Below are 17,872 nucleotides of genomic sequence, written 5' to 3' on the forward strand. Positions count from 1 at the left end.
CATGAGCCTCACAGATACTTCTCTCGCCGCAGCGGATGCGGAAATCCTGCTCGCGCAGCCGCGCGGCTTCTGTGCCGGCGTCGATCGCGCGATCGAAATCGTCGAGCGCGCGATCAAGCTCTACGGCGCTCCCATCTACGTGCGTCACGAGATCGTCCACAACGCGTATGTCGTGGACGATCTGCGCAAGAAGGGCGCGATATTCGTCGAAGTACTCGACGAAGTGCCGCCGGGCAGCACCGTCGTTTTCAGCGCGCACGGCGTACCGAAAGCCGTGCGCGAGGATGCCGAGGCGCGCGGTCTGCGCGTCTACGATGCGACTTGTCCGCTCGTGACGAAGGTTCACATCGAGGTCGCGAAAATGCGGCAAGAGGGCCTCGACATCATCATGATCGGCCATCGTGGCCACCCCGAGGTCGAAGGAACGATGGGCCAGTGCGGTGAGGGCATGTACCTCGTCGAGAGCATCGAAGACGTGAATGCGCTGGAGCTTGCCGATCCGGGCCGGATCGCGTTCGTCACGCAAACGACGCTGTCGGTCGACGATGCTTCGGAAATTATCGCCGCACTGAAGGCTCGTTTTCCGGGTATTCGCGAGCCGAAGAAGCAGGATATCTGCTACGCGACGCAGAACCGCCAGGACGCCGTCAAGTTCATGGCGCCCCAATGCGACGTCGTCATCGTCGTCGGCAGTCCCAACAGTTCGAACTCGAACCGGTTGCGCGAAGTGGCGGAAAAGCGCGGCGTGCCGGCCTATATGGTCGATTCCCCCGATCAGATCGACCCCGCCTGGGTCGAGGGCAAGCGGCGCATCGGCGTGACGGCGGGGGCGTCGGCGCCCGAGGTGCTCGCACAAGCCGTGATCGCCCGCCTGCGCGAACTGGGCGTGCGCAACGTGCGGGCACTCGATGGAATCGAGGAAAGCATCGCATTTCCGCTGCCACGTGGTTTGTCGCTCCCCCAATGAGACGGCGACGTTTGGCCGGATGAGCGGCCGTCAAAATCAAGGTCATGGAGGAAGAAAAAGCGCGCCGCGAGCGCGCTTTTTTCTTTGACGATTCCCGCGGATTCGGCGCTCGAGTCGGTCCTGGTTGCGCCAGCCGACTGTCGGAACATTGCAACCGGGTTGCAATGGAATCGCGTTAGTTACCTCAAAAAAAGGTTGCAATGCAGGAAAACCCTGCCGACTCAGCTTTTTGGCCAGTCGATAATTGGAGTTACAATGCGCCCGTCCTAGAGGTCTTGCGGCCTTCAGGGATCAGTTTCGGAAGGCGCAGGAGACCGAGTTAATGCATGTTCAGTTTGCTCACGCCGCGCTTTGCAAGGCCAACGGCGGCGAGGCGAGCACCGGTAAGGCGGCACGCACCGTTTCGCCGGCAGACGAGGAAACCCGGACGCTTCCGGGGTTCGGACTTCCTCTGCGCGTGACGCCGCGAAGCGCGGCTGCCGTGGCGGAATTCAGTGGCGAGACGTTTGCCCGAACGGGCATCGTTTTTTGCGATGGGACAAGCTGGGAAACCCGACGGCACCGGATACCCGACGGTGCCGTTTTTGCATCCGCCTTATCGGACCGCCCGCCGGATCACGGCATAAGCGGTGCGTGAGGCGGCCAACCCTTACCGGTTTTTTTATCAGTACCCGCAGTGCCGTTGCGGTTTTCGCCGACCGTTCACATTACGGTGAACAAAGGCGGAAATCCAGTCGCACGGGCTAAGGAGCATTAAATGGATATCTTCATCCAGCAGATCCTCAACGGTCTGGTGCTGGGCAGTGTCTATGCCATCATCGCACTGGGCTACACCATGGTTTACGGCATTCTGGGCATCATCAACTTCGCGCACGGCGATGTTTTGATGATCGGCGCGATGGTTGCGCTCTCGGCCATCACGGTGCTGCACAATCATTTCCCCGGTCTCGGCAATGTGGCGACGCTCGTCATCGGGCTCCTCATCGCCGCGATCGTCTGCGCGGTGGTCGGCTATGTGATCGAGCGCGCCGCGTACCGGCCGTTGCGTCGCGCGCCGCGCCTCGCCCCGCTCATCACCGCGATCGGCGTCTCGATTCTGCTCGAGACGATCGCGATGATCATCTGGGGCCGCAATCCGCTGCCGTTCCCGCAGCTGCTGCCGACCGATCCGATCAACGTGATCAAGGCCACCGACACGACGCCCGGCGCGGTGATATCGATGACCGAGATCGTCATCATCGTGACGGCATTCATCGTGATGGCGGGGCTCCTGCTGCTCGTGCACAAGACGAAGCTCGGCCGCGCGATGCGCGCCATCGCCGAGAACCCGGGCGTCGCCAGCCTCATGGGCGTGAACCCGAATTTCGTCATTTCGGCGACCTTCATGATCGGCTCGGCGCTGGCCGCGCTCGCGGGCGTCATGATCGCGTCCGAGTACGGCAACATCCACTTCTACATGGGCTTCATTCCGGGCATGAAGGCGTTCACGGCGGCGGTGCTGGGCGGTATCGGCAACCTCGGGGGCGCGATGGTAGGGGGCGTGGTGCTCGGTCTGATCGAACAGCTGGGTGCGGGCTACATCGGCAACCTCACGGGCGGCGTCTTCGGCAGCAACTATCAGGACGTGTTCGCTTTCATCGTGCTGATCATCGTGCTGGTGTTCCGTCCGTCGGGCCTGCTCGGCGAGCGTGTCGCGGATCGCGCGTAAGGGTAAGGAGCAAAACATGACTTCAATTCAACCGATCGAGCCGTCCACGACGCTCGTTCCCGAGAAAAGCGCCGCCAAGACTCTCGTCGTCGGCTTGATCACGGCCGCGTTCGTGATCGCGGCGCCATTCATCATCGGCTCGGCAGGGGGCAACTACTGGGTGCGCGTGCTCGACTTCGCGATGCTCTACGTCATGCTGGCCCTGGGCCTGAACGTGGTGGTCGGGTTCGCGGGGCTGCTGGACCTCGGCTATATCGCGTTCTACGCGGTGGGCGCCTACACGGCGGCGTTGCTGACTTCGCCGCACCTGGCCAATCAGTTCGAGTGGTTCAACCACATGTGGCCCGGCGGCATGCACTTGTCGTACTTCATCATCGTGCCGATCGCGATGGCGCTCGCGGCGTTCTTCGGCGTGCTGCTCGGTGCTCCGACGCTGCGCCTGCGCGGCGACTACCTCGCGATCGTGACGCTCGGCTTCGGCGAGATCGTGCGGATCTTCATGAACAATCTCGATCGGCCGGTGAACATCACGAACGGGCCGCAGGGGATCACGGGCATCGATCCCGTGCATGTGGGCGGCTTCAGCCTCTCGCAGACGCATACGATCTTCGGCTTGCAGATTACGTCCGTCTACTTCTACTACTACCTCTTCGTGCTCTGCGCACTGCTTGTGATCTGGGTCTGTACGCGCTTGCAGCACTCGCGTATCGGCCGCGCGTGGGCGGCGATTCGCGAGGACGAGATCGCAGCGAAGGCGATGGGGATCAACACGCGTAACGTGAAGCTGCTCGCGTTCGCGATGGGGGCGTCGTTCGGCGGGCTGTCGGGCGCGATGTTCGCGGGCTTCCAAGGGTTCGTGTCGCCCGAGTCCTTCACGTTCTGGGAATCGGTCGTGGTGCTCGCGTGCGTGGTGCTGGGCGGCATGGGCCATATCCCGGGCGTCATTCTCGGCGCAGTGCTGCTTGCGGTGTTCCCCGAGTTCCTGCGCTCGACGATGGGCCCCCTGCAGAACATGCTGTTCGGTCACCAGATCGTCGATACGGAAGTGATCCGCCAACTGCTGTACGGTCTCGCGATGGTGCTCATCATGCTGTACCGCTCGGAGGGCTTGTGGCCCGCTGCGAAGCACGAGGACAAGATCGCGAAACTGGCAAGGCGCAACGGCAAGAAGCCGGTACGCGCCTAAGGCCCGGCAGCCTTGCATGAGACCAGAGTAGCCGCTGAAGCGCTAACTCTGGTCGACAGGAGAAAACTTCATGAGCAAAGACATTCGTTTGTCCGTCAAGGGCGTGAACAAGCGTTTCGGTGGTCTGCAGGCGCTCTCGGACGTCGGGCTGACGATCGAGGAAGGGCAGATCTACGGTTTGATCGGACCGAACGGTGCCGGCAAGACGACGTTCTTCAATGTGATTACGGGGCTTTACACGCCTGATTCGGGCGATTTCGTGCTCGACGGCAAGCCGTATACGCCGACGGCCGTTTATCAGGTCGCCCAGGCGGGCATCGCGCGAACGTTCCAAAACATTCGCCTCTTCGGCGGCATGACGGCGCTCGAGAACGTGATGGTGGGGCGCCACGTGCGCACGAAGCACGGGCTTTTCGGCGCGGTGTTCCAGACGCCGGCCGAGCGCAAGGAAGAGCGCGAGATCAAGGAGCGCGCACTGGAGCTGCTCGAGTACGTGGGGGTTCTGCAGTACGCGGACTATACGGCGCGCAACCTGTCGTATGGCCACCAGCGGCGGCTCGAGATTGCGCGCGCGCTGGCAACCGATCCTAAGCTGCTCGCGCTCGACGAGCCGGCCGCGGGCATGAACGCGACGGAAAAGCTGGAGCTCACGAGGCTCCTCGAGAAGATTCGCAACGACGGCCGCACGATCCTCTTGATCGAGCACGACGTGAAGCTGGTGATGCACCTGTGCAACCGCATGACGGTGCTCGATTACGGCAAGGTGATCGCCGAAGGGCTGCCGCAGGACGTGCAGAAGGACCCGAAGGTGATCGAGGCATATTTGGGCGCGGGGGTCCACTGATGGCTACGGCAATGTTGAAAATCAAGGGCCTGCAAGTCAACTACGGCGGCATTCAGGCGGTCAAGGGCGTCGACATGGAAGTCGGCCAGGGCGAACTCGTGACGCTGATCGGCGCCAACGGCGCCGGCAAGACGACGACGATGAAGGCGATCACGGGTTTGAAGCCGTATTCGGCGGGCGACATCGAGTACCAAGGTCAGTCGATCAAGGGAATGTCGGCGCACGAGCTGCTCAAGCGTGGTCTGGCGATGGTGCCGGAAGGACGCGGGATCTTCGCGCGCATGTCGATCCTCGAGAACATGCAGATGGGCGCGTATCTGCGCTCGGACAACGACGGCGTCAAGAAGGACGTGGAGCGGATGTTCGGCTACTTTCCTCGGCTGAAGGAACGCGCGACGCAGCTGGCGGGCACGCTTTCGGGCGGCGAGCAGCAGATGCTGGCCATGGCGCGCGCGATCATCAGTCGTCCTAAATTGTTGCTGCTGGACGAGCCGTCGATGGGTCTCTCGCCGATCATGGTGGAGAAGATCTTCGAGGTGGTCCGCGATATCTCGAAGGAAGGGCTGACCGTGCTGCTCGTGGAGCAGAACGCGCGGCTCGCGCTGCAGGCCGCCAACCGGGGTTACGTCATGGACTCCGGGTCCATCACCATGTCGGGCAACGCCAAAGAGATGCTCGACGATCCGAAGGTGCGCGCCGCCTATCTGGGCGAGTGACGCAACCGCGCCTTCGTCGCGACGCGGGCATCCGCGCGCGGCGAAGGTTCAAGGGCCCGTCCCGCCGTGGCGGGCCCTGACAAAGGGCCCATCGCTGTGCGCGCAGGGTCCTGAGCCTCCGAGGGCATCGTAAGGGCTCGAATATCTTTTAAACCCGATCCAACAAGGGGAACCAAGTAGTGAAGAAATCGCTCATCGCCAGTGGCGTTGCGGCGGCGTTCGCGCTCGTCGCTCATTCCAACACGGCATTCGCCGATATCGTCGTCAAGATCGGCCATGTCGCCCCGCTTACCGGTGGGCTCGCGCATCAGGGCAAGGACTGCGAAAACGGCGCCCGCCTCGCCGTCGAAGAGATCAACGAGAAGGGTCTCGTGATCGGCGGGCAGAAGGTAACGCTTCAGCTCGACGGCCAGGACGACGCGGGCGACCCGCGCACCGCGACGCAAGTCGCGCAACGTCTCGCCGACGAGAAGGTGGTTGCCGTCGTCGGTCACGAAACCTCGGGTACGTCGATTCCGGCATCGAAGATCTATAGCGATGCGGGCATCGTGCAGATCTCGCCCGCGGCGACGAATCCGACCTACACGCTGCAAGGCTTCAAGACGACCTATCGTGTGGTTGCGACCGATGCGCAGCAAGGTCCCGCGCTCGCGAACTATGCCGCGAAGAATCTCAACGTGAAGACGGTGGCCGTGGTCGACGATTCGACCGCCTATGGCCAGGGGCTTGCCAACGAATTCGAAAAGACGGCGAAGGCGCTCGGAATAAAAGTCGTGTCGCACGACGCGACGAATGACAAGGCCGTCGACTTTCGCGCGATCCTGACGAAGATCAAGGGCGAAAACCCGGACGCGATCATGTACGGCGGCATGGATGCCACGGGCGGTCCATTCGCGAAGCAGGCACGGCAATTGGGCTTGCGCGCGAAGGTGCTCGCCGGCGACGGCCTCTGCACGAGCTCGATTGCGGCGCTCGCGGGCCAGGCGGCCGACAACATCGTTTGCTCGCAAGCGGGCAAGGGCGTCGACCAGATGGCTGAGGGTAAGGTGTTCGAAGCGAAGTATCAGAAGCGTTTCGGCCAGCCGGTCACGCTCTACGCGCCCTATACCTATGACGCCGTCTACATTATCGTCGATGCGATGAAGCGCGCTCAGTCGACCGATGCGGCGAAAATCGTCGCGGCGATGCCGGCGACCGACTACAAGGGCATCATCGGTGACACCTCGTTCGACGCGAAGGGGGATCTGATGCACGGCGTGGTTTCGCTTTACGGCTATAAGGACGGCAAGAAGACGTTCATCGACGCCGTGAAGATGTAATCGAACAATCGGGCACACCACCCGAGAAACTAAAGGCCGCATGCAGCGATGCATGCGGCCTTATTGTTCGATTCGCCGGGATTTGCTACGAGCGCGGCGTTTCGCGCTTAGATCGAATCGAGCACTTCGCGCAGCATCGCCATCATCTGATCGATCTCTTCCGTCGTTACCGTCAGTGAAGGCATGAAGCGCAGCAGGTTCGGCCGCGGCGCATTGAGCAGCAGGCCGTCGGGTTGCATGAGTCGCGCTTTTTCGACGATCTGCGCCCCGATGTCCTGGCTCAGCACCAGCGCTCGCAGCAAACCTTCGCCACGCTCGCCATGGAAGCCCCGCTCGCCGGATAGCGCGAGCAACTGTTCGCGCAGATAGTTGCCGCGCGCGCGCACGCCTTCGAGAAAGCCGGGCGCCGTCAGCTCCGAAATAACCGCATGGCCTACCGCCGTCATCAGCGGGTTTCCGTTATAGGTACCGCCCTGATCGCCCGCTTCGAAGACGGCGACTTCGGCCTTCGAGAGCAATGCCGCGAGCGGAACACCGCCGCCGATGCCTTTGCCGAGCGTCATGATGTCAGGCTCGATGCCGGCAAGCTCGTAGGCGAAGAGCGTACCGGCACGGCCGCAACCGGTTTGAACTTCATCGACGATGAGGAGCAGGCCATGGCGCTTCGTCAGCTCGCGCAGTTCGCGCATGAACTCGTGCGTCGCCGGGATGACGCCGGCTTCACCCTGGATCGGCTCGAGCATCACGGCCACGGTCTTTTCGCCGATGAGACGCTCGACCGATGCGATGTCGTTGAGCTCCGCCTTCGGAAAGCCGGGCACTTGGGGCGCATAGAGCGTGTCCCAGCCGGCCTTGCCGCTTGCCGACATCGTCGCCAACGTCCGGCCGTGGAATCCGTGGTCGAACGTGACGATCTCGTAAGCGCCGTTCCTGAACTTTTTGCCCCACTTGCGAGCGAGCTTGATCGCGCCTTCGTTCGCCTCGGCGCCGCTGTTCGCGAAGAACACTTTGTCGAAGACGCTATGCTCGGTCAAGCGCGCCGCGAGTTGCGCCATCGGCTCGTTGTAGAAGGCGGGCGAAGGATTGATCAAGAGACGCGCCTGCTTTTCGAGCGCTTCGATCATCGCCGGGTGGCAGTGTCCGAGGCAGTTGACGGCCCAGCCCTGGACGAAATCGAGGTAACGCTTGCCCTCGTTGTCGACGAGCCACGAGCCCGAGCCGTGCGTGAAGACGACGTCGGGCCGGTTGGTGATGTACATCAGCGACTGCGTCGGGTACTCGTTGAAATGCATGGGGCGGCTCCGCGGTAAATGAATTGAGGACAAGGGGGACCCAAGCCGGGAAAGAAAAAAGCCACGGGATCCCGTGGCTTTCGCTGTTTGACCGGTGTCGCGCCTAGCGTGGGTACTGCAAGGCGCACATCCGCGGCGAGCCAAGGGCTTCCCATGCGGGCAGCGAGCGGCGACGTCGGAGGGCGGTCTGAATGCGGTTCATGCGCGCAAGAATACGACAGCGTGCCAATCGGTGCAATCGCGAGGGCGTGTCAGTGTCGCGAATTCGCCATGACCGCATTGCACTGTCATCGTGCCGTCGCGCGGCGCGCGCATCCAGCGCCGAGTCAGACGGCGTTCACGAGATCGGCTTCGCTCGTAAACGAGTCGGCGTAGAACTCGTCGGCCGGCAACCCATGATGGCTCGTGAAATCGCGCTGCGCCGCCTCCACCATCACGGGCGCACCACACGCATACACCTGGTAGCCCGACAAGTCCGGCAGGTCTTCGATCACCGCCCGGTGCACGAAGCCGGAGCGGCCCGTCCACGCATCGCCGGCATCGGCCTCCGAGAGCACCGGCACGAACTTGAAGTTCGGATGGTCCTGCTCCCATTGCCGGGCGAGATCCATCAGATAGAGATCTTTCTTGCGGCGGCCGCCCCAATAGAGCGTCATCGGCCGGTCCGTGTTCTTGAAGAACGCGTGCTCCAAGATGGCCTTGATCGGTGCGAAGCCCGTGCCCGAAGCGAGCAGCACGATCGGCTTCTCGGAGTCCTCGCGCAGGAAGAACGTACCGAGCGGGCCTTCGAAGCGCAGAATCTCGCGCTCCTTCATCGTGTTGAAGACGTGGTCCGTGAAGGCGCCGCCCGGCATGTGCCGGATATGGAGCTCGAGCGGGCCTTCCGCGTGCGGCGCGCTCGCCATCGAGTAGCTGCGGCGCTTGCCGTCCTTCAGGATGAATTCGATGTACTGACCGGCAAGGTATTGAAGGCGCTCGTTGGCCGGCAGCTGCAGCTTCAGCACGACCACATCGTCGGCCTTGCGCTCGATCGCATTCACGCGGCACGGCAGCTTCTTGACCTGCACATCGCCGACGCCCGCGATTTCGCGTACGTCGATGACGAGATCGCAGTTCGCCGTCGCGCAACAAAAGAGCGCCATGCCGCGCGTTTTCTCGTCGTTCGAGAGCGCGGACGACGAGTGCGCGCGCTGCTCGACTTCGCCCGAAACGACCGCCCCCTTGCAGGAGCCGCATGCCCCATTCTTGCAGCCGTACGGCAGGCCGACGCCCTGACGCAGCGCGGCGGAGAGCACCGGCTCGTCGGGTTCTACCTGGAACTGCCGGCCGCTTTGCCGGAGAGTCACGTTATATGCCATAGCATCCGAAACAAAAATGGAAAATCGTCCTGTCTGCCGCAGCGGGCGTGCCCGGAGGGTACTTCCTCCGGGAGCCCCGATACAATGCGCCCATGACCATCACTCGACTTCTGCGGCGTCCGCGCGTTCTGATCGTCGGCTGCGGCGACGTAGGCCTGCGCGCAGCACGAATGCTGCTCGCGCGCGCGGCGCCTCCTCGTGTCATTGCGCTCACGAGCCGGCCCGAGCGCATGGCGGAGCTGCGGGCAGCGGGCGCGTCGCCCATCTTCGGCGACCTCGATGCCGCGCGCAGCTTGCGGCGCTTGACCGGCCTCGCGCCGACCGTCCTGCATCTCGCCCCTCCGCCGCTGCAAGGCGAAGACGATCCGCGTACGCGCGCTTTGATCGCCGCGCTGACGGCGCCCTATCGCACACGTGCCGCGAGGAGGCCGCATTCGCGCGCACGGAATGACATGCGCGGGAGCCGGTTTGCGAGGCGATGGGGCCGCGCGCCACAAACGGGTATTGTAACTGAGGCCGCTCTCGCGACGCGGAGCCGCCACCCGCCGCGAATTGTTTATGCGAGCACCACAGGCGTTTATGGAGATTGCGGCGGCGCGCTCGTCGACGAGACGCGTCCGGTGCGCCCGCTCAACGCACGGGCCAAGCGCCGCGTGGCGGCCGAGCGGCAATTGCGGCGGGCAACGGCGCGCGGCGCGCTCGCCGCGTGCATCGTCCGGATCCCGGGAATCTATGCGGCCGAGCGGCTGCCGCTCGCGCGCATCCAGCAGCGCATGCCCGCGCTCATCGAAGACGACGACGTCTATACGAACCACATCCATGCCGACGATCTCGCCGCGATCCTCCTGCGCGCGCTCGCACGGGCGGGCACGTCGCGCGTCGTTCATGCATCGGACGATACGGTGCTCAAGATGGGGGAGTACTTCGACCGGATCGCCGATGCTTTCGGTCTCGCGCGCGTGCCGCGCATCACGCGCGAGCAGGCGCAAGACGAACTTTCGCCGCTGACGCTCTCGTTCATGAGCGAATCGCGCCGGCTTGCGAACCGTCGCTTGATACGCGAGCTGCGCGTCAGGCTGCGATTTCCGACCGTCGACGATTTTCTGGCGACCGTGCGCCGAAACTAAGCGGGATCGTCTCGCGACGAGGCGCTCGCGCGGGCGACCGCGGCATCGACCTCAGCGTTCGGCCAGCGCGCCGAGATCGGCTTCGCCGAGCCAGCGCCAGGCGCCGACGGCGAGCGTCGCCGGCAACGCGAGCGCCCCGATCCGCTCACGGTGCAGCGCCTCGCAGCGATTGCCGGCCGCGGCGATCATCCGCTTCACCTGGTGGTACTTGCCCTCATTGACGGTCAGCTCGAGCAACCGCTCGCCGCGCGCAACGGCGCTCGCGGCGGCGATCGGCTTGCTCTCCCCGTGCAGCAGAACGCCGTCGCGCAGCGCCGCGAGCTGTGCCTCGTCGAGCGGATGGCGCGTCGTGGCGACGTAGGTCTTCGGGACCTTGCGCTTCGGCGACGTATAGGCATGAACGAACTGGCCGTCGTCCGAGAGCAGCAGCAGGCCCGTCGTATCTTCGTCGAGCCGGCCGACGCACTGCACGCCGCGCGCAGCCAGCGGCGCGGGCAGCAGCCCGAACACGCTCAGGTGATGCTGCGGCTCGCGCGAGCATTCGTAGCCGGCCGGCTTGTTGAGCATGAGGTACGCGCGCTCGCGATAGTGCCAGGGCTCGCCGTCGACTTCGAAGAGAAGCGCGTCGGTCGCGAAATCGGCGTGGGCGTCGGTGCAGGCGGCGGCGCCGCCGACGCTGACGCGTCCTGCCGCGATCATGGCTCGACACTGACGCCTCGAGCCAAAGCCTTGGGTGAAGAGAATGCTTTCGAGATCCATGTGAGCCATCAATGCTCGGCGTTCCCCGCGATCGCGCGATGCAGAACGCCTTTCAGCGAGCTGAAGACTGGGTTGTCGTTGTCGTCGCGATGGACGAAGAGCAATTCGACGGGCCTCGCCGGCGCCGTGCGCACGGGCCGATAGACCACGCCTTCGAATTGCAGCAGTGCCGCCGAGGCTGGAATCAGCGCGACGCCGATGCCCGCGCGCACGAGCGCCAGCATCGAATGGATCTGGCTCACATACTCGACGATATCGGGCAGCACCCCAGCGCGCTCGAAGAGCCCCGTCAGCAACTGATGGAAGTATCGCGCTTCATAAGGGGAATACATCAGCAACGGGCGGCCCTCGCAGTCGGCGAGCGTGGGCTTCGTGCGCCATTGCTGCGCCGCCGCCGCGGGCAACGCCAGGACGAGCGATTCGCTCGCGCAAGGCAGCGCGACCAGCTCGCCGTGGTCGACGGGCGGGCGCAGCAGTCCGACGTCGATCTGACGCGCATCCAAGGCCTCGAGCTGCGCCGAGCTCACCATTTCTTTCAGCGTCAGCCGCACGCCCGAGGACGCCGCGCGCACGGCGCTGACGAGCGCCGGGAGCAGCCCATAGCCGACGGTGGCCGTGAAGCCGATCGCAAGCGAGCCCGACGCGCCGGCGGCCACGCGGCGCGCGGTCGCCGCGGCCTCGTCGGCGAGCCGCAGAATGCGCGCGGCGTCGGGCAGGAAGCTGCGGCCGGCGGCCGTCAGCCGCACCGACCGGCTGCTGCGCTCGAAGAGCTCGGTTCCGACCTGGTGTTCGAGCAGACGGATCTGGCGCGAAAGCGGCGGTTGCGTCATGTGCAGACGCTCGGCGGCTCGCCCGAAATGCAATTCCTCGGCAACGGCGACGAAGCAGCGAAGCTGGCTCAATTCGAACATCGATACAAAAACGGTATTGATCGAGACAGCCGTTATCTTGGACTTGAATCGGTCGCGGTGCAAGAATCGCTCCATTGTTCCAAGGAACACTTTCTACGCGCCACATAACCATGACCCGTTATACACCCACCGAATTCGCCCGCCAGATCGGCACCGGCCTGCTGTCGTTCCCCGTCACGCACTTCAAGGAAGATTTGTCGTTCGACGAAGACGCCTATCGCGCCAATCTCGACTGGCTGCTCGGCCACCCGGCCGCCGGCATCTTCGCCGCGGGCGGCACCGGCGAGTTCTTTTCGCTGACGCCGGCCGAAGTCGGTCGCGTCGTGCGTGCGGCGGTCGAATCGACGGGCGGGCGCGTGCCCGTGATCGCGCCGGCGGGCTATGGCACCGCGATGGCGAAGGAGTTCTGCCAGGCAGCCGAGCAAGCGGGCGCCGACGGCATTCTGCTGCTGCCGCCGTACCTCACCGAAGCCGCGACCGACGGCGTCGCCGCGCACGTCGAGCAGGTCTGCAAGTCGACGTCGCTCGGCGTCATCGTCTACAACCGCGCGAATCAGGTCCTCGACGAAGGCGCGCTGGAGCGTCTCGCCGAGCGTTGCCCGAACCTCGTCGGCTTCAAGGACGGCCTCGGCGATCTCGAGTTGATGACGCGGATCTACTCGCGCCTCGGCGATCGCTTCACCTACGTCGGCGGCCTGCCGACGGCGGAGACGTTCGCGCTCCCGTATCTGACGCTCGGTGTGACGACGTACTCGTCGGCCATCTTCAATTTCGTGCCGAAGTTCGCGCTCGATTTCTATGCGGCTGTGCGCGCCAACGACGGCGCGAAGGTCTACAAGATGCTCAATGACTTCGTGCTGCCCTACATCGCGCTGCGCAACCACAAGCGCGGCTATGCGGTGTCGATCGTCAAGGCCGGCATGCGCGCCATCGGTCGCAGCGCGGGCCCCGTGCGTGCTCCGCTCACGGATCTGACCGAAGAAGAGTTCGCCGAGCTCAAGAAGCTCGTGAGCCGCGTGCAAGGGGGCGCGGCATGACGGTCGGCGGCGATCTCCTGATCGGCGCTTCGCGCGTCGCGGGCGCGGCCGGCGTTTTTCGCGCCGTCGATCCGGCGACGGGACATACGCTCGAACCGGCGTTCACGCTCGCCGACGCAGCCGATGTCGCGCGCGCCTGCGCACTTGCCGACGCGGCTTTCGATACTTACCGCGAGACGGCGCCCGCCGAGCGCGCGGCGTTCCTCGAGACGATCGCAAGCGAAATCGAGGCGCTCGGCGATGCGCTGATCGAGCGCGCGATGAGCGAGACGGGGCTGCCGCGTCCGCGGCTCGAAGGCGAGCGTGCACGAACCTGTAATCAGTTGCGGCTCTTCGCTCGCCTGGTGCGAAGCGGAGATGCGCTCGATGCGCGCATCGATCCGGCTTTGCCGGAGCGCAAGCCGCTGCCGCGCGCCGATCTGCGCCTGCGCCGCATTGCGGTGGGCCCCGTCGCCGTGTTCGGCGCGAGCAACTTTCCGCTCGCGTTCTCCGTGGCGGGCGGCGATACGGCGTCGGCCCTCGCGGCCGGCTGTCCTGTCGTCGTGAAGGGGCATCCCGCTCATCCGGGCACGTCGGCCCTCGTCGGCGGCGCGGTGCAGGCCGCCGTTGGGCGCTGCAGGTTGCCGGAAGGCGTTTTTTCGCTGCTCTTTGCCGATAACGAGCGGGCGGGTGCGCTCGTTTCCGATCCGCGCATTCAAGCCGTCGGCTTTACAGGGTCGCGCGCGGGTGGCATGGCGCTGATGCGGATCGCCCAGTCGCGGCCGCAGCCGATCCCCGTCTACGGCGAGCTTTCCGCCGTCAATCCGGTATTCCTGCTGCCGGCGGCGCTCGAGGCGCGCGCGGACGCGCTCGGCGCGCAGTTCGTCGATTCGCTGACGCTCGGCGCCGGACAGTTCTGCACGAATCCGGGTCTCTTGCTCGCCATCGACGGCCCCGGCCTCGACCGATTCGTCGCGTCGGCGGCCACCGCGCTTGCGCAGCGTGCGGCGCAGACGATGCTGACGCCCGGCATCGCCGAGGCTTATCGGCGTGGCGTGGTCCGTTTGGCGGGCGAGCGCAACGTCGAGTGCGCCGCGCGGGGGCTCGAGAGCGGTGAGCCGAACCGAGGCGAAGCCGGGCTTTATACGACCGACGCGGACAGTTTCCTCGCGCAGCCCGCGCTGCACGAGGAAATCTTCGGCGCGACGGCGCTCGTCGTTCGCTGCCGCGACGCCGCGCAGCTTACGGCTGTCGCGCGGGCCCTCGAAGGCCAATTGACGGCGACGCTCCAGCTCGACGCCGACGATGCGCGCGACACGACGCTCGCGCGCGCGTTGCTGCCGACGCTCGAGCGCAAGGCAGGCCGCATCCTCGTCAACGGCTGGCCGACCGGCGTGGAGGTCACGCACGCAATGGTGCACGGCGGCCCGTGGCCGGCGACGACCGACGGCCGTTCGACATCGGTCGGCACGGCCGCGATCGAGCGCTTCCTGAGGCCCGTCTGCTATCAGGACATGCCCGACTCGCTGCTGCCGCAGGCCTTGCAGGACGCGAACCCGTGGCGCGTGAGGCGCCTTATCGACGGAAACATGGTGTTGGGCGGCGACGCCTGATCAGCCGCCGGGCCGGCATGCGGGCCCGGCAAACAAGAGCGGCGGGGTGCCACATGCACCGCGCCGCGCAAAGGAGGAGACTATGGACGCAGAAGCCCCCATCGTGGGAGCTAAAAGCACGCCGGCTGCGCTACGCGCGAGCCGGGTGCGTTTCACGATCCTCGCGATGCTGTTCATCGTGACGACGATCAACTATGCCGACCGCGCGACGGTTTCGATCGCGGGTTCGGCGATGCAAAAAGACCTCGGCATGAACGCCGTGGCGCTCGGGTATATCTTCTCGGCGTTCGGCTGGTCCTATGTGATCGCGCAACTGCCCGGCGGCTGGCTGCTCGACAAGTTCGGCTCGCGGCGTGTCTACGGCGCGAGCATTCTCATCTGGTCGATCTTCACGTTCATGCAAGGAACGATCGGCTTTCTCGCCGGCGGCGCCGCGGTTGCCGCGGTTTTCGCGCTGCGGTTTCTCGTCGGCGTGGCCGAAGCGCCCGCGTTTCCGGCCAACAGTCGCATCGTGGCCGCCTGGTTCCCCGCGAACGAGCGCGGCACGGCCTCGGCGATCTTCAATTCGGCCCAATATGCGGCGACCGTCATCTTCGCGCCGCTCATGGCCTGGGTCGTTCATTCGTTCGGCTGGCACGAGGTCTTCATCGTGATGGGCGTGCTCGGCATCGTGATGGCGATCGCGTGGCGCATCTTCGTGCGCGACCCGAAGGAGCATCCGCGCGTGAACCAGGCCGAGATCGAGTACATCGAGGCCGGCGGTGGCCTCGTCGATATCGATCGGTCTGGCGCGGCGCGCCGTCAGGGCCCCAATCTCGCCTACGTGAAGCAATTGCTGAAGAACCGGATGTTGATGGGCATCTACATCGCGCAGTATTGCATCAATGCGCTCACGTACTTCTTCATCACCTGGTTCCCGATCTACCTCGTGCAGGCGCGCGGGATGTCGATCCTCAAAGCGGGCTTCGTCGCATCCGTGCCGGCCGTCTGTGGCTTTCTCGGCGGCATTCTGGGCGGCATCATCTCCGATTGGCTGCTCTCGCGCGGCGCGTCGCTCTCGGTCGCGCGCAAGGTGCCGATCGTACTCGGCATGCTGCTTTCGATGAGCATGGTGATCTGCAACTACGTCGATGCGCAGGCCGTGGTCGTCGCGGTCATGGCACTCGCCTTCTTCGGCAAGGGGCTCGGCGCGCTCGGCTGGGCCGTCAACTCCGATACGGCGCCCAAGCAGATCGCGGGGCTCTCGGGCGCGCTGATGAATACCTTTGGCAATCTGTCGAGCATCACCACCCCGATCGCCGTCGGCTACATCGTCGGCCACACGGGCTCGTTCAACGGCGCGCTCGTTTTCGTCGGATTGCATGGGCTCATTGCCTGCGTCTGCTATCTGTTCCTCGTGGGCAAGATCCAGCGCGTCGAGTTGAAGCTCGAGTCCTGAGCCGGCACGGGCGGCGAGCCGGCGAAGCAAGGCCGGCTCACTGCCAATGCGATGAACGAATCGAAATGGAGCGAATCAAGGTGGTTGAGCGACAAGTCGGGAATCGGGACGCCGAAGGCGACCGCTATGCGAGCGGGGGCACGCCGCGCGTGACGAGCATGCGGGTGATTCCCGTCGCCGGGCGCGACAGCATGCTCATGAATCTGTGCGGCGCGCACGGTCCGTTCTTCACGCGCAATCTCGTGCTGCTGACCGATTCGGCCGGGCGCACGGGAGTCGGCGAGGTGCCGGGCGGCGAAGGCATTCGCGGCGCGCTCGAGCGCGTGACGCCGCTCGTCTTCGATACGGAAATCGGCCGCGCCAACGCAACGCTCAACGCGATTCGCCGCGCGCTGAGCGGCGGGGTCGACGCGGCTCATCGCGGCACTGTCCATGAGGTGACGAACGAAGCCGAGTCGGCTGTCTTGCGTCAGCCGCATGAGATCAACCTGCGCATGGACAATGTGCTCACGGCCGTCGAGGCGGCGCTGCTCGACCTGCTGGGCCAGCATCTCGGCGTGCCCGTTGCCGAACTGCTTGCAAGCGGCCGTCAGCGCGATCGCGTGCCGATGCTCGCTTATCTCTTCTATGTCGGCGATCGTCGCAAGACCGATCTGCCCTATCTCGACGGCTCCGGCGCGCGCGACGAATGGTTCCGTCTGCGTTGCGAGAGTGCGCTCACGCCGCGCGAAGTCGCGCGCCTCGCGCAAGCGGCCGCCGCGCGCTACGGCTTCACCGACTTCAAGCTCAAGGGCGGCGTGATGGACGGCGACGACGAGCTCGATGCCGTCGCGGCGATCAAGGCACATTTTCCTCAGGCACGCGTCACGCTCGATCCGAATGGCGCATGGTCGCTCGACGAGGCGATCCGGCTTTGCCGCGGCCAGGGGCATCTGCTCGCTTATGCCGAAGACCCGTGCGGTCCCGAAAACGGCTATTCGGGCCGCGAGACAATGGCGGAGTTCAAGCGTGCAACGGGTATTCCGACGGCGACGAACATGATCGCCACCGATTGGCGCCAGCTCGGCCATGCGGTCGTGCTTGGTGCCGTCGACATTCCGCTCGCCGATCCGCATTTCTGGACGATGCAAGGCTCGGCGCGCGTCGCGCAGCTTTGCGCCGAGTGGGGGCTCACCTGGGGCTCGCATTCGAACAATCATTTCGATGTGTCGCTTGCGATGTTTACTCACGTGGCTGCGGCGGCGCCGGGCCCGATCACCGCGATCGACACGCACTGGATCTGGCAGGAAGGCGAGGAGCGCTTGACGCGCGAGCCGCTCGTCATCGAAGGCGGGACGGTCGCGGTGCCCGAGCGCCCGGGCCTCGGCATCGAGATCGACCTGGAACGCGTGATGAAGGCGCACGAGCTTTACAAGTCGCTCGGGAACGGCGCGCGCGACGATGCGGTCGCGATGCGATATCTCGTGTCGGGCTGGACGTACGATCCGAAGCGGCCGAGCTATGGCCGCGCCGTGCGTGAAGGACGGGCCGTCGCGGCTCGGACGTGACGAGCGGAGCGCCGCATCGCGGCAATCGCCAGAGACAAGCACGCGAAACACACGAAACACACGAAACACAG

Annotated in this window: 15 protein-coding genes; 11 read left to right on the top strand and 4 right to left on the bottom strand. The window is 65.1% G+C overall.

The genetic code is table 11. The features are described 5' to 3' along the window. The first annotated feature begins 1 nt into the window (after window position 1). The 6 genes from ispH (at window position 2) to AB4Y31_RS13030 (ending at window position 6,740) form a co-directional block, all read left to right on the top strand. Window positions 2-967: a 4-hydroxy-3-methylbut-2-enyl diphosphate reductase gene (gene ispH / locus AB4Y31_RS13005; RefSeq protein WP_368674247.1), complete on the top strand. Its 966-nt coding sequence runs from the start codon at window positions 2-4 to the stop codon at window positions 965-967. A gap of 757 nt (window positions 968-1,724) precedes the next feature. Next, window positions 1,725-2,675: a branched-chain amino acid ABC transporter permease gene (locus AB4Y31_RS13010; RefSeq protein ID WP_018443177.1), complete on the top strand. Its 951-nt coding sequence runs from the start codon at window positions 1,725-1,727 to the stop codon at window positions 2,673-2,675. A 16-nt stretch (window positions 2,676-2,691) separates the two neighbouring features. Then, the gene (locus AB4Y31_RS13015; RefSeq protein WP_018443176.1) at window positions 2,692-3,861 is read left to right on the top strand and encodes an ABC transporter ATP-binding protein; all 1,170 of its coding nucleotides are present in this window, start codon (window positions 2,692-2,694) and stop codon (window positions 3,859-3,861) included. A 70-nt stretch (window positions 3,862-3,931) separates the two neighbouring features. Next, on the top strand, window positions 3,932-4,705 hold the full coding sequence (locus tag AB4Y31_RS13020; RefSeq protein WP_018443175.1) for an ABC transporter ATP-binding protein: 774 nt from the start codon (window positions 3,932-3,934) through the stop codon (window positions 4,703-4,705). Next, window positions 4,705-5,421: an ABC transporter ATP-binding protein gene (locus AB4Y31_RS13025; protein WP_018443174.1), complete on the top strand. Its 717-nt coding sequence runs from the start codon at window positions 4,705-4,707 to the stop codon at window positions 5,419-5,421. The genes AB4Y31_RS13020 and AB4Y31_RS13025 overlap by 1 nt, the downstream gene beginning before the upstream one ends. 194 nt (window positions 5,422-5,615) lie before the next feature. Continuing rightward, a complete protein-coding gene (locus AB4Y31_RS13030; protein WP_368674507.1) occupies window positions 5,616-6,740 on the top strand; it encodes a branched-chain amino acid ABC transporter substrate-binding protein in 1,125 nt (374 codons plus the stop codon). A 107-nt stretch (window positions 6,741-6,847) separates the two neighbouring features. On the opposite strand, the gene AB4Y31_RS13035 is transcribed toward AB4Y31_RS13030, so the two are convergent. Further along, window positions 6,848-8,032 (bottom strand): acetylornithine transaminase, encoded by a 1,185-nt coding sequence (locus tag AB4Y31_RS13035; RefSeq protein WP_368674248.1) that lies wholly within the window; start codon window positions 8,030-8,032, stop codon window positions 6,848-6,850. A gap of 326 nt (window positions 8,033-8,358) precedes the next feature. Then, a complete protein-coding gene (locus tag AB4Y31_RS13040; protein ID WP_368674249.1) occupies window positions 8,359-9,390 on the bottom strand; it encodes a CDP-6-deoxy-delta-3,4-glucoseen reductase in 1,032 nt (343 codons plus the stop codon). A 92-nt stretch (window positions 9,391-9,482) separates the two neighbouring features. Here AB4Y31_RS13040 and AB4Y31_RS13045 point away from each other — a divergent pair, with 92 nt between their 5' ends. After that, entirely contained in the window at window positions 9,483-10,517 is a 1,035-nt protein-coding gene (locus AB4Y31_RS13045; RefSeq protein WP_368674250.1) for an NAD-dependent epimerase/dehydratase family protein, read from the top strand. Window positions 10,518-10,568: 51 nt separating this feature from the next. On the opposite strand, the gene AB4Y31_RS13050 is transcribed toward AB4Y31_RS13045, so the two are convergent. Together AB4Y31_RS13050 and AB4Y31_RS13055 are read right to left on the bottom strand one after the other, a co-directional pair. Then, the gene (locus tag AB4Y31_RS13050) at window positions 10,569-11,276 is read right to left on the bottom strand and encodes a pseudouridine synthase (RefSeq protein ID WP_368674508.1); all 708 of its coding nucleotides are present in this window, start codon (window positions 11,274-11,276) and stop codon (window positions 10,569-10,571) included. Window positions 11,277-11,284: 8 nt separating this feature from the next. Next, on the bottom strand, window positions 11,285-12,187 hold the full coding sequence (locus AB4Y31_RS13055) for a LysR family transcriptional regulator (RefSeq protein WP_026230130.1): 903 nt from the start codon (window positions 12,185-12,187) through the stop codon (window positions 11,285-11,287). Window positions 12,188-12,297: 110 nt separating this feature from the next. On the opposite strand from AB4Y31_RS13055, the gene kdgD reads away from it, so the two are divergent. The 4 genes from kdgD (at window position 12,298) to AB4Y31_RS13075 (ending at window position 17,801) form a co-directional block, all read left to right on the top strand. Beyond that, window positions 12,298-13,224 carry a 5-dehydro-4-deoxyglucarate dehydratase gene (gene kdgD, locus AB4Y31_RS13060; RefSeq protein ID WP_368674251.1) on the top strand — a complete coding sequence of 309 codons (927 nt, stop codon included), beginning with the start codon at window positions 12,298-12,300 and terminating at the stop codon, window positions 13,222-13,224. Then, window positions 13,221-14,816 carry an aldehyde dehydrogenase (NADP(+)) gene (locus AB4Y31_RS13065; protein ID WP_368674252.1) on the top strand — a complete coding sequence of 532 codons (1,596 nt, stop codon included), beginning with the start codon at window positions 13,221-13,223 and terminating at the stop codon, window positions 14,814-14,816. The genes kdgD and AB4Y31_RS13065 overlap by 4 nt, the downstream gene beginning before the upstream one ends. An 82-nt stretch (window positions 14,817-14,898) precedes the next feature. Continuing rightward, window positions 14,899-16,254, top strand: coding sequence for an MFS transporter (locus AB4Y31_RS13070; protein WP_368674253.1), 1,356 nt, complete (start codon window positions 14,899-14,901; stop codon window positions 16,252-16,254). A gap of 158 nt (window positions 16,255-16,412) precedes the next feature. Continuing rightward, window positions 16,413-17,801, top strand: coding sequence for an enolase C-terminal domain-like protein (locus AB4Y31_RS13075; RefSeq protein ID WP_368674509.1), 1,389 nt, complete (start codon window positions 16,413-16,415; stop codon window positions 17,799-17,801). Window positions 17,802-17,872 lie beyond the last annotated feature (71 nt).

This window comes from Trinickia sp. EG282A, assembly GCF_040965455.1.
Classification (GTDB): domain Bacteria; phylum Pseudomonadota; class Gammaproteobacteria; order Burkholderiales; family Burkholderiaceae; genus Trinickia; species Trinickia symbiotica.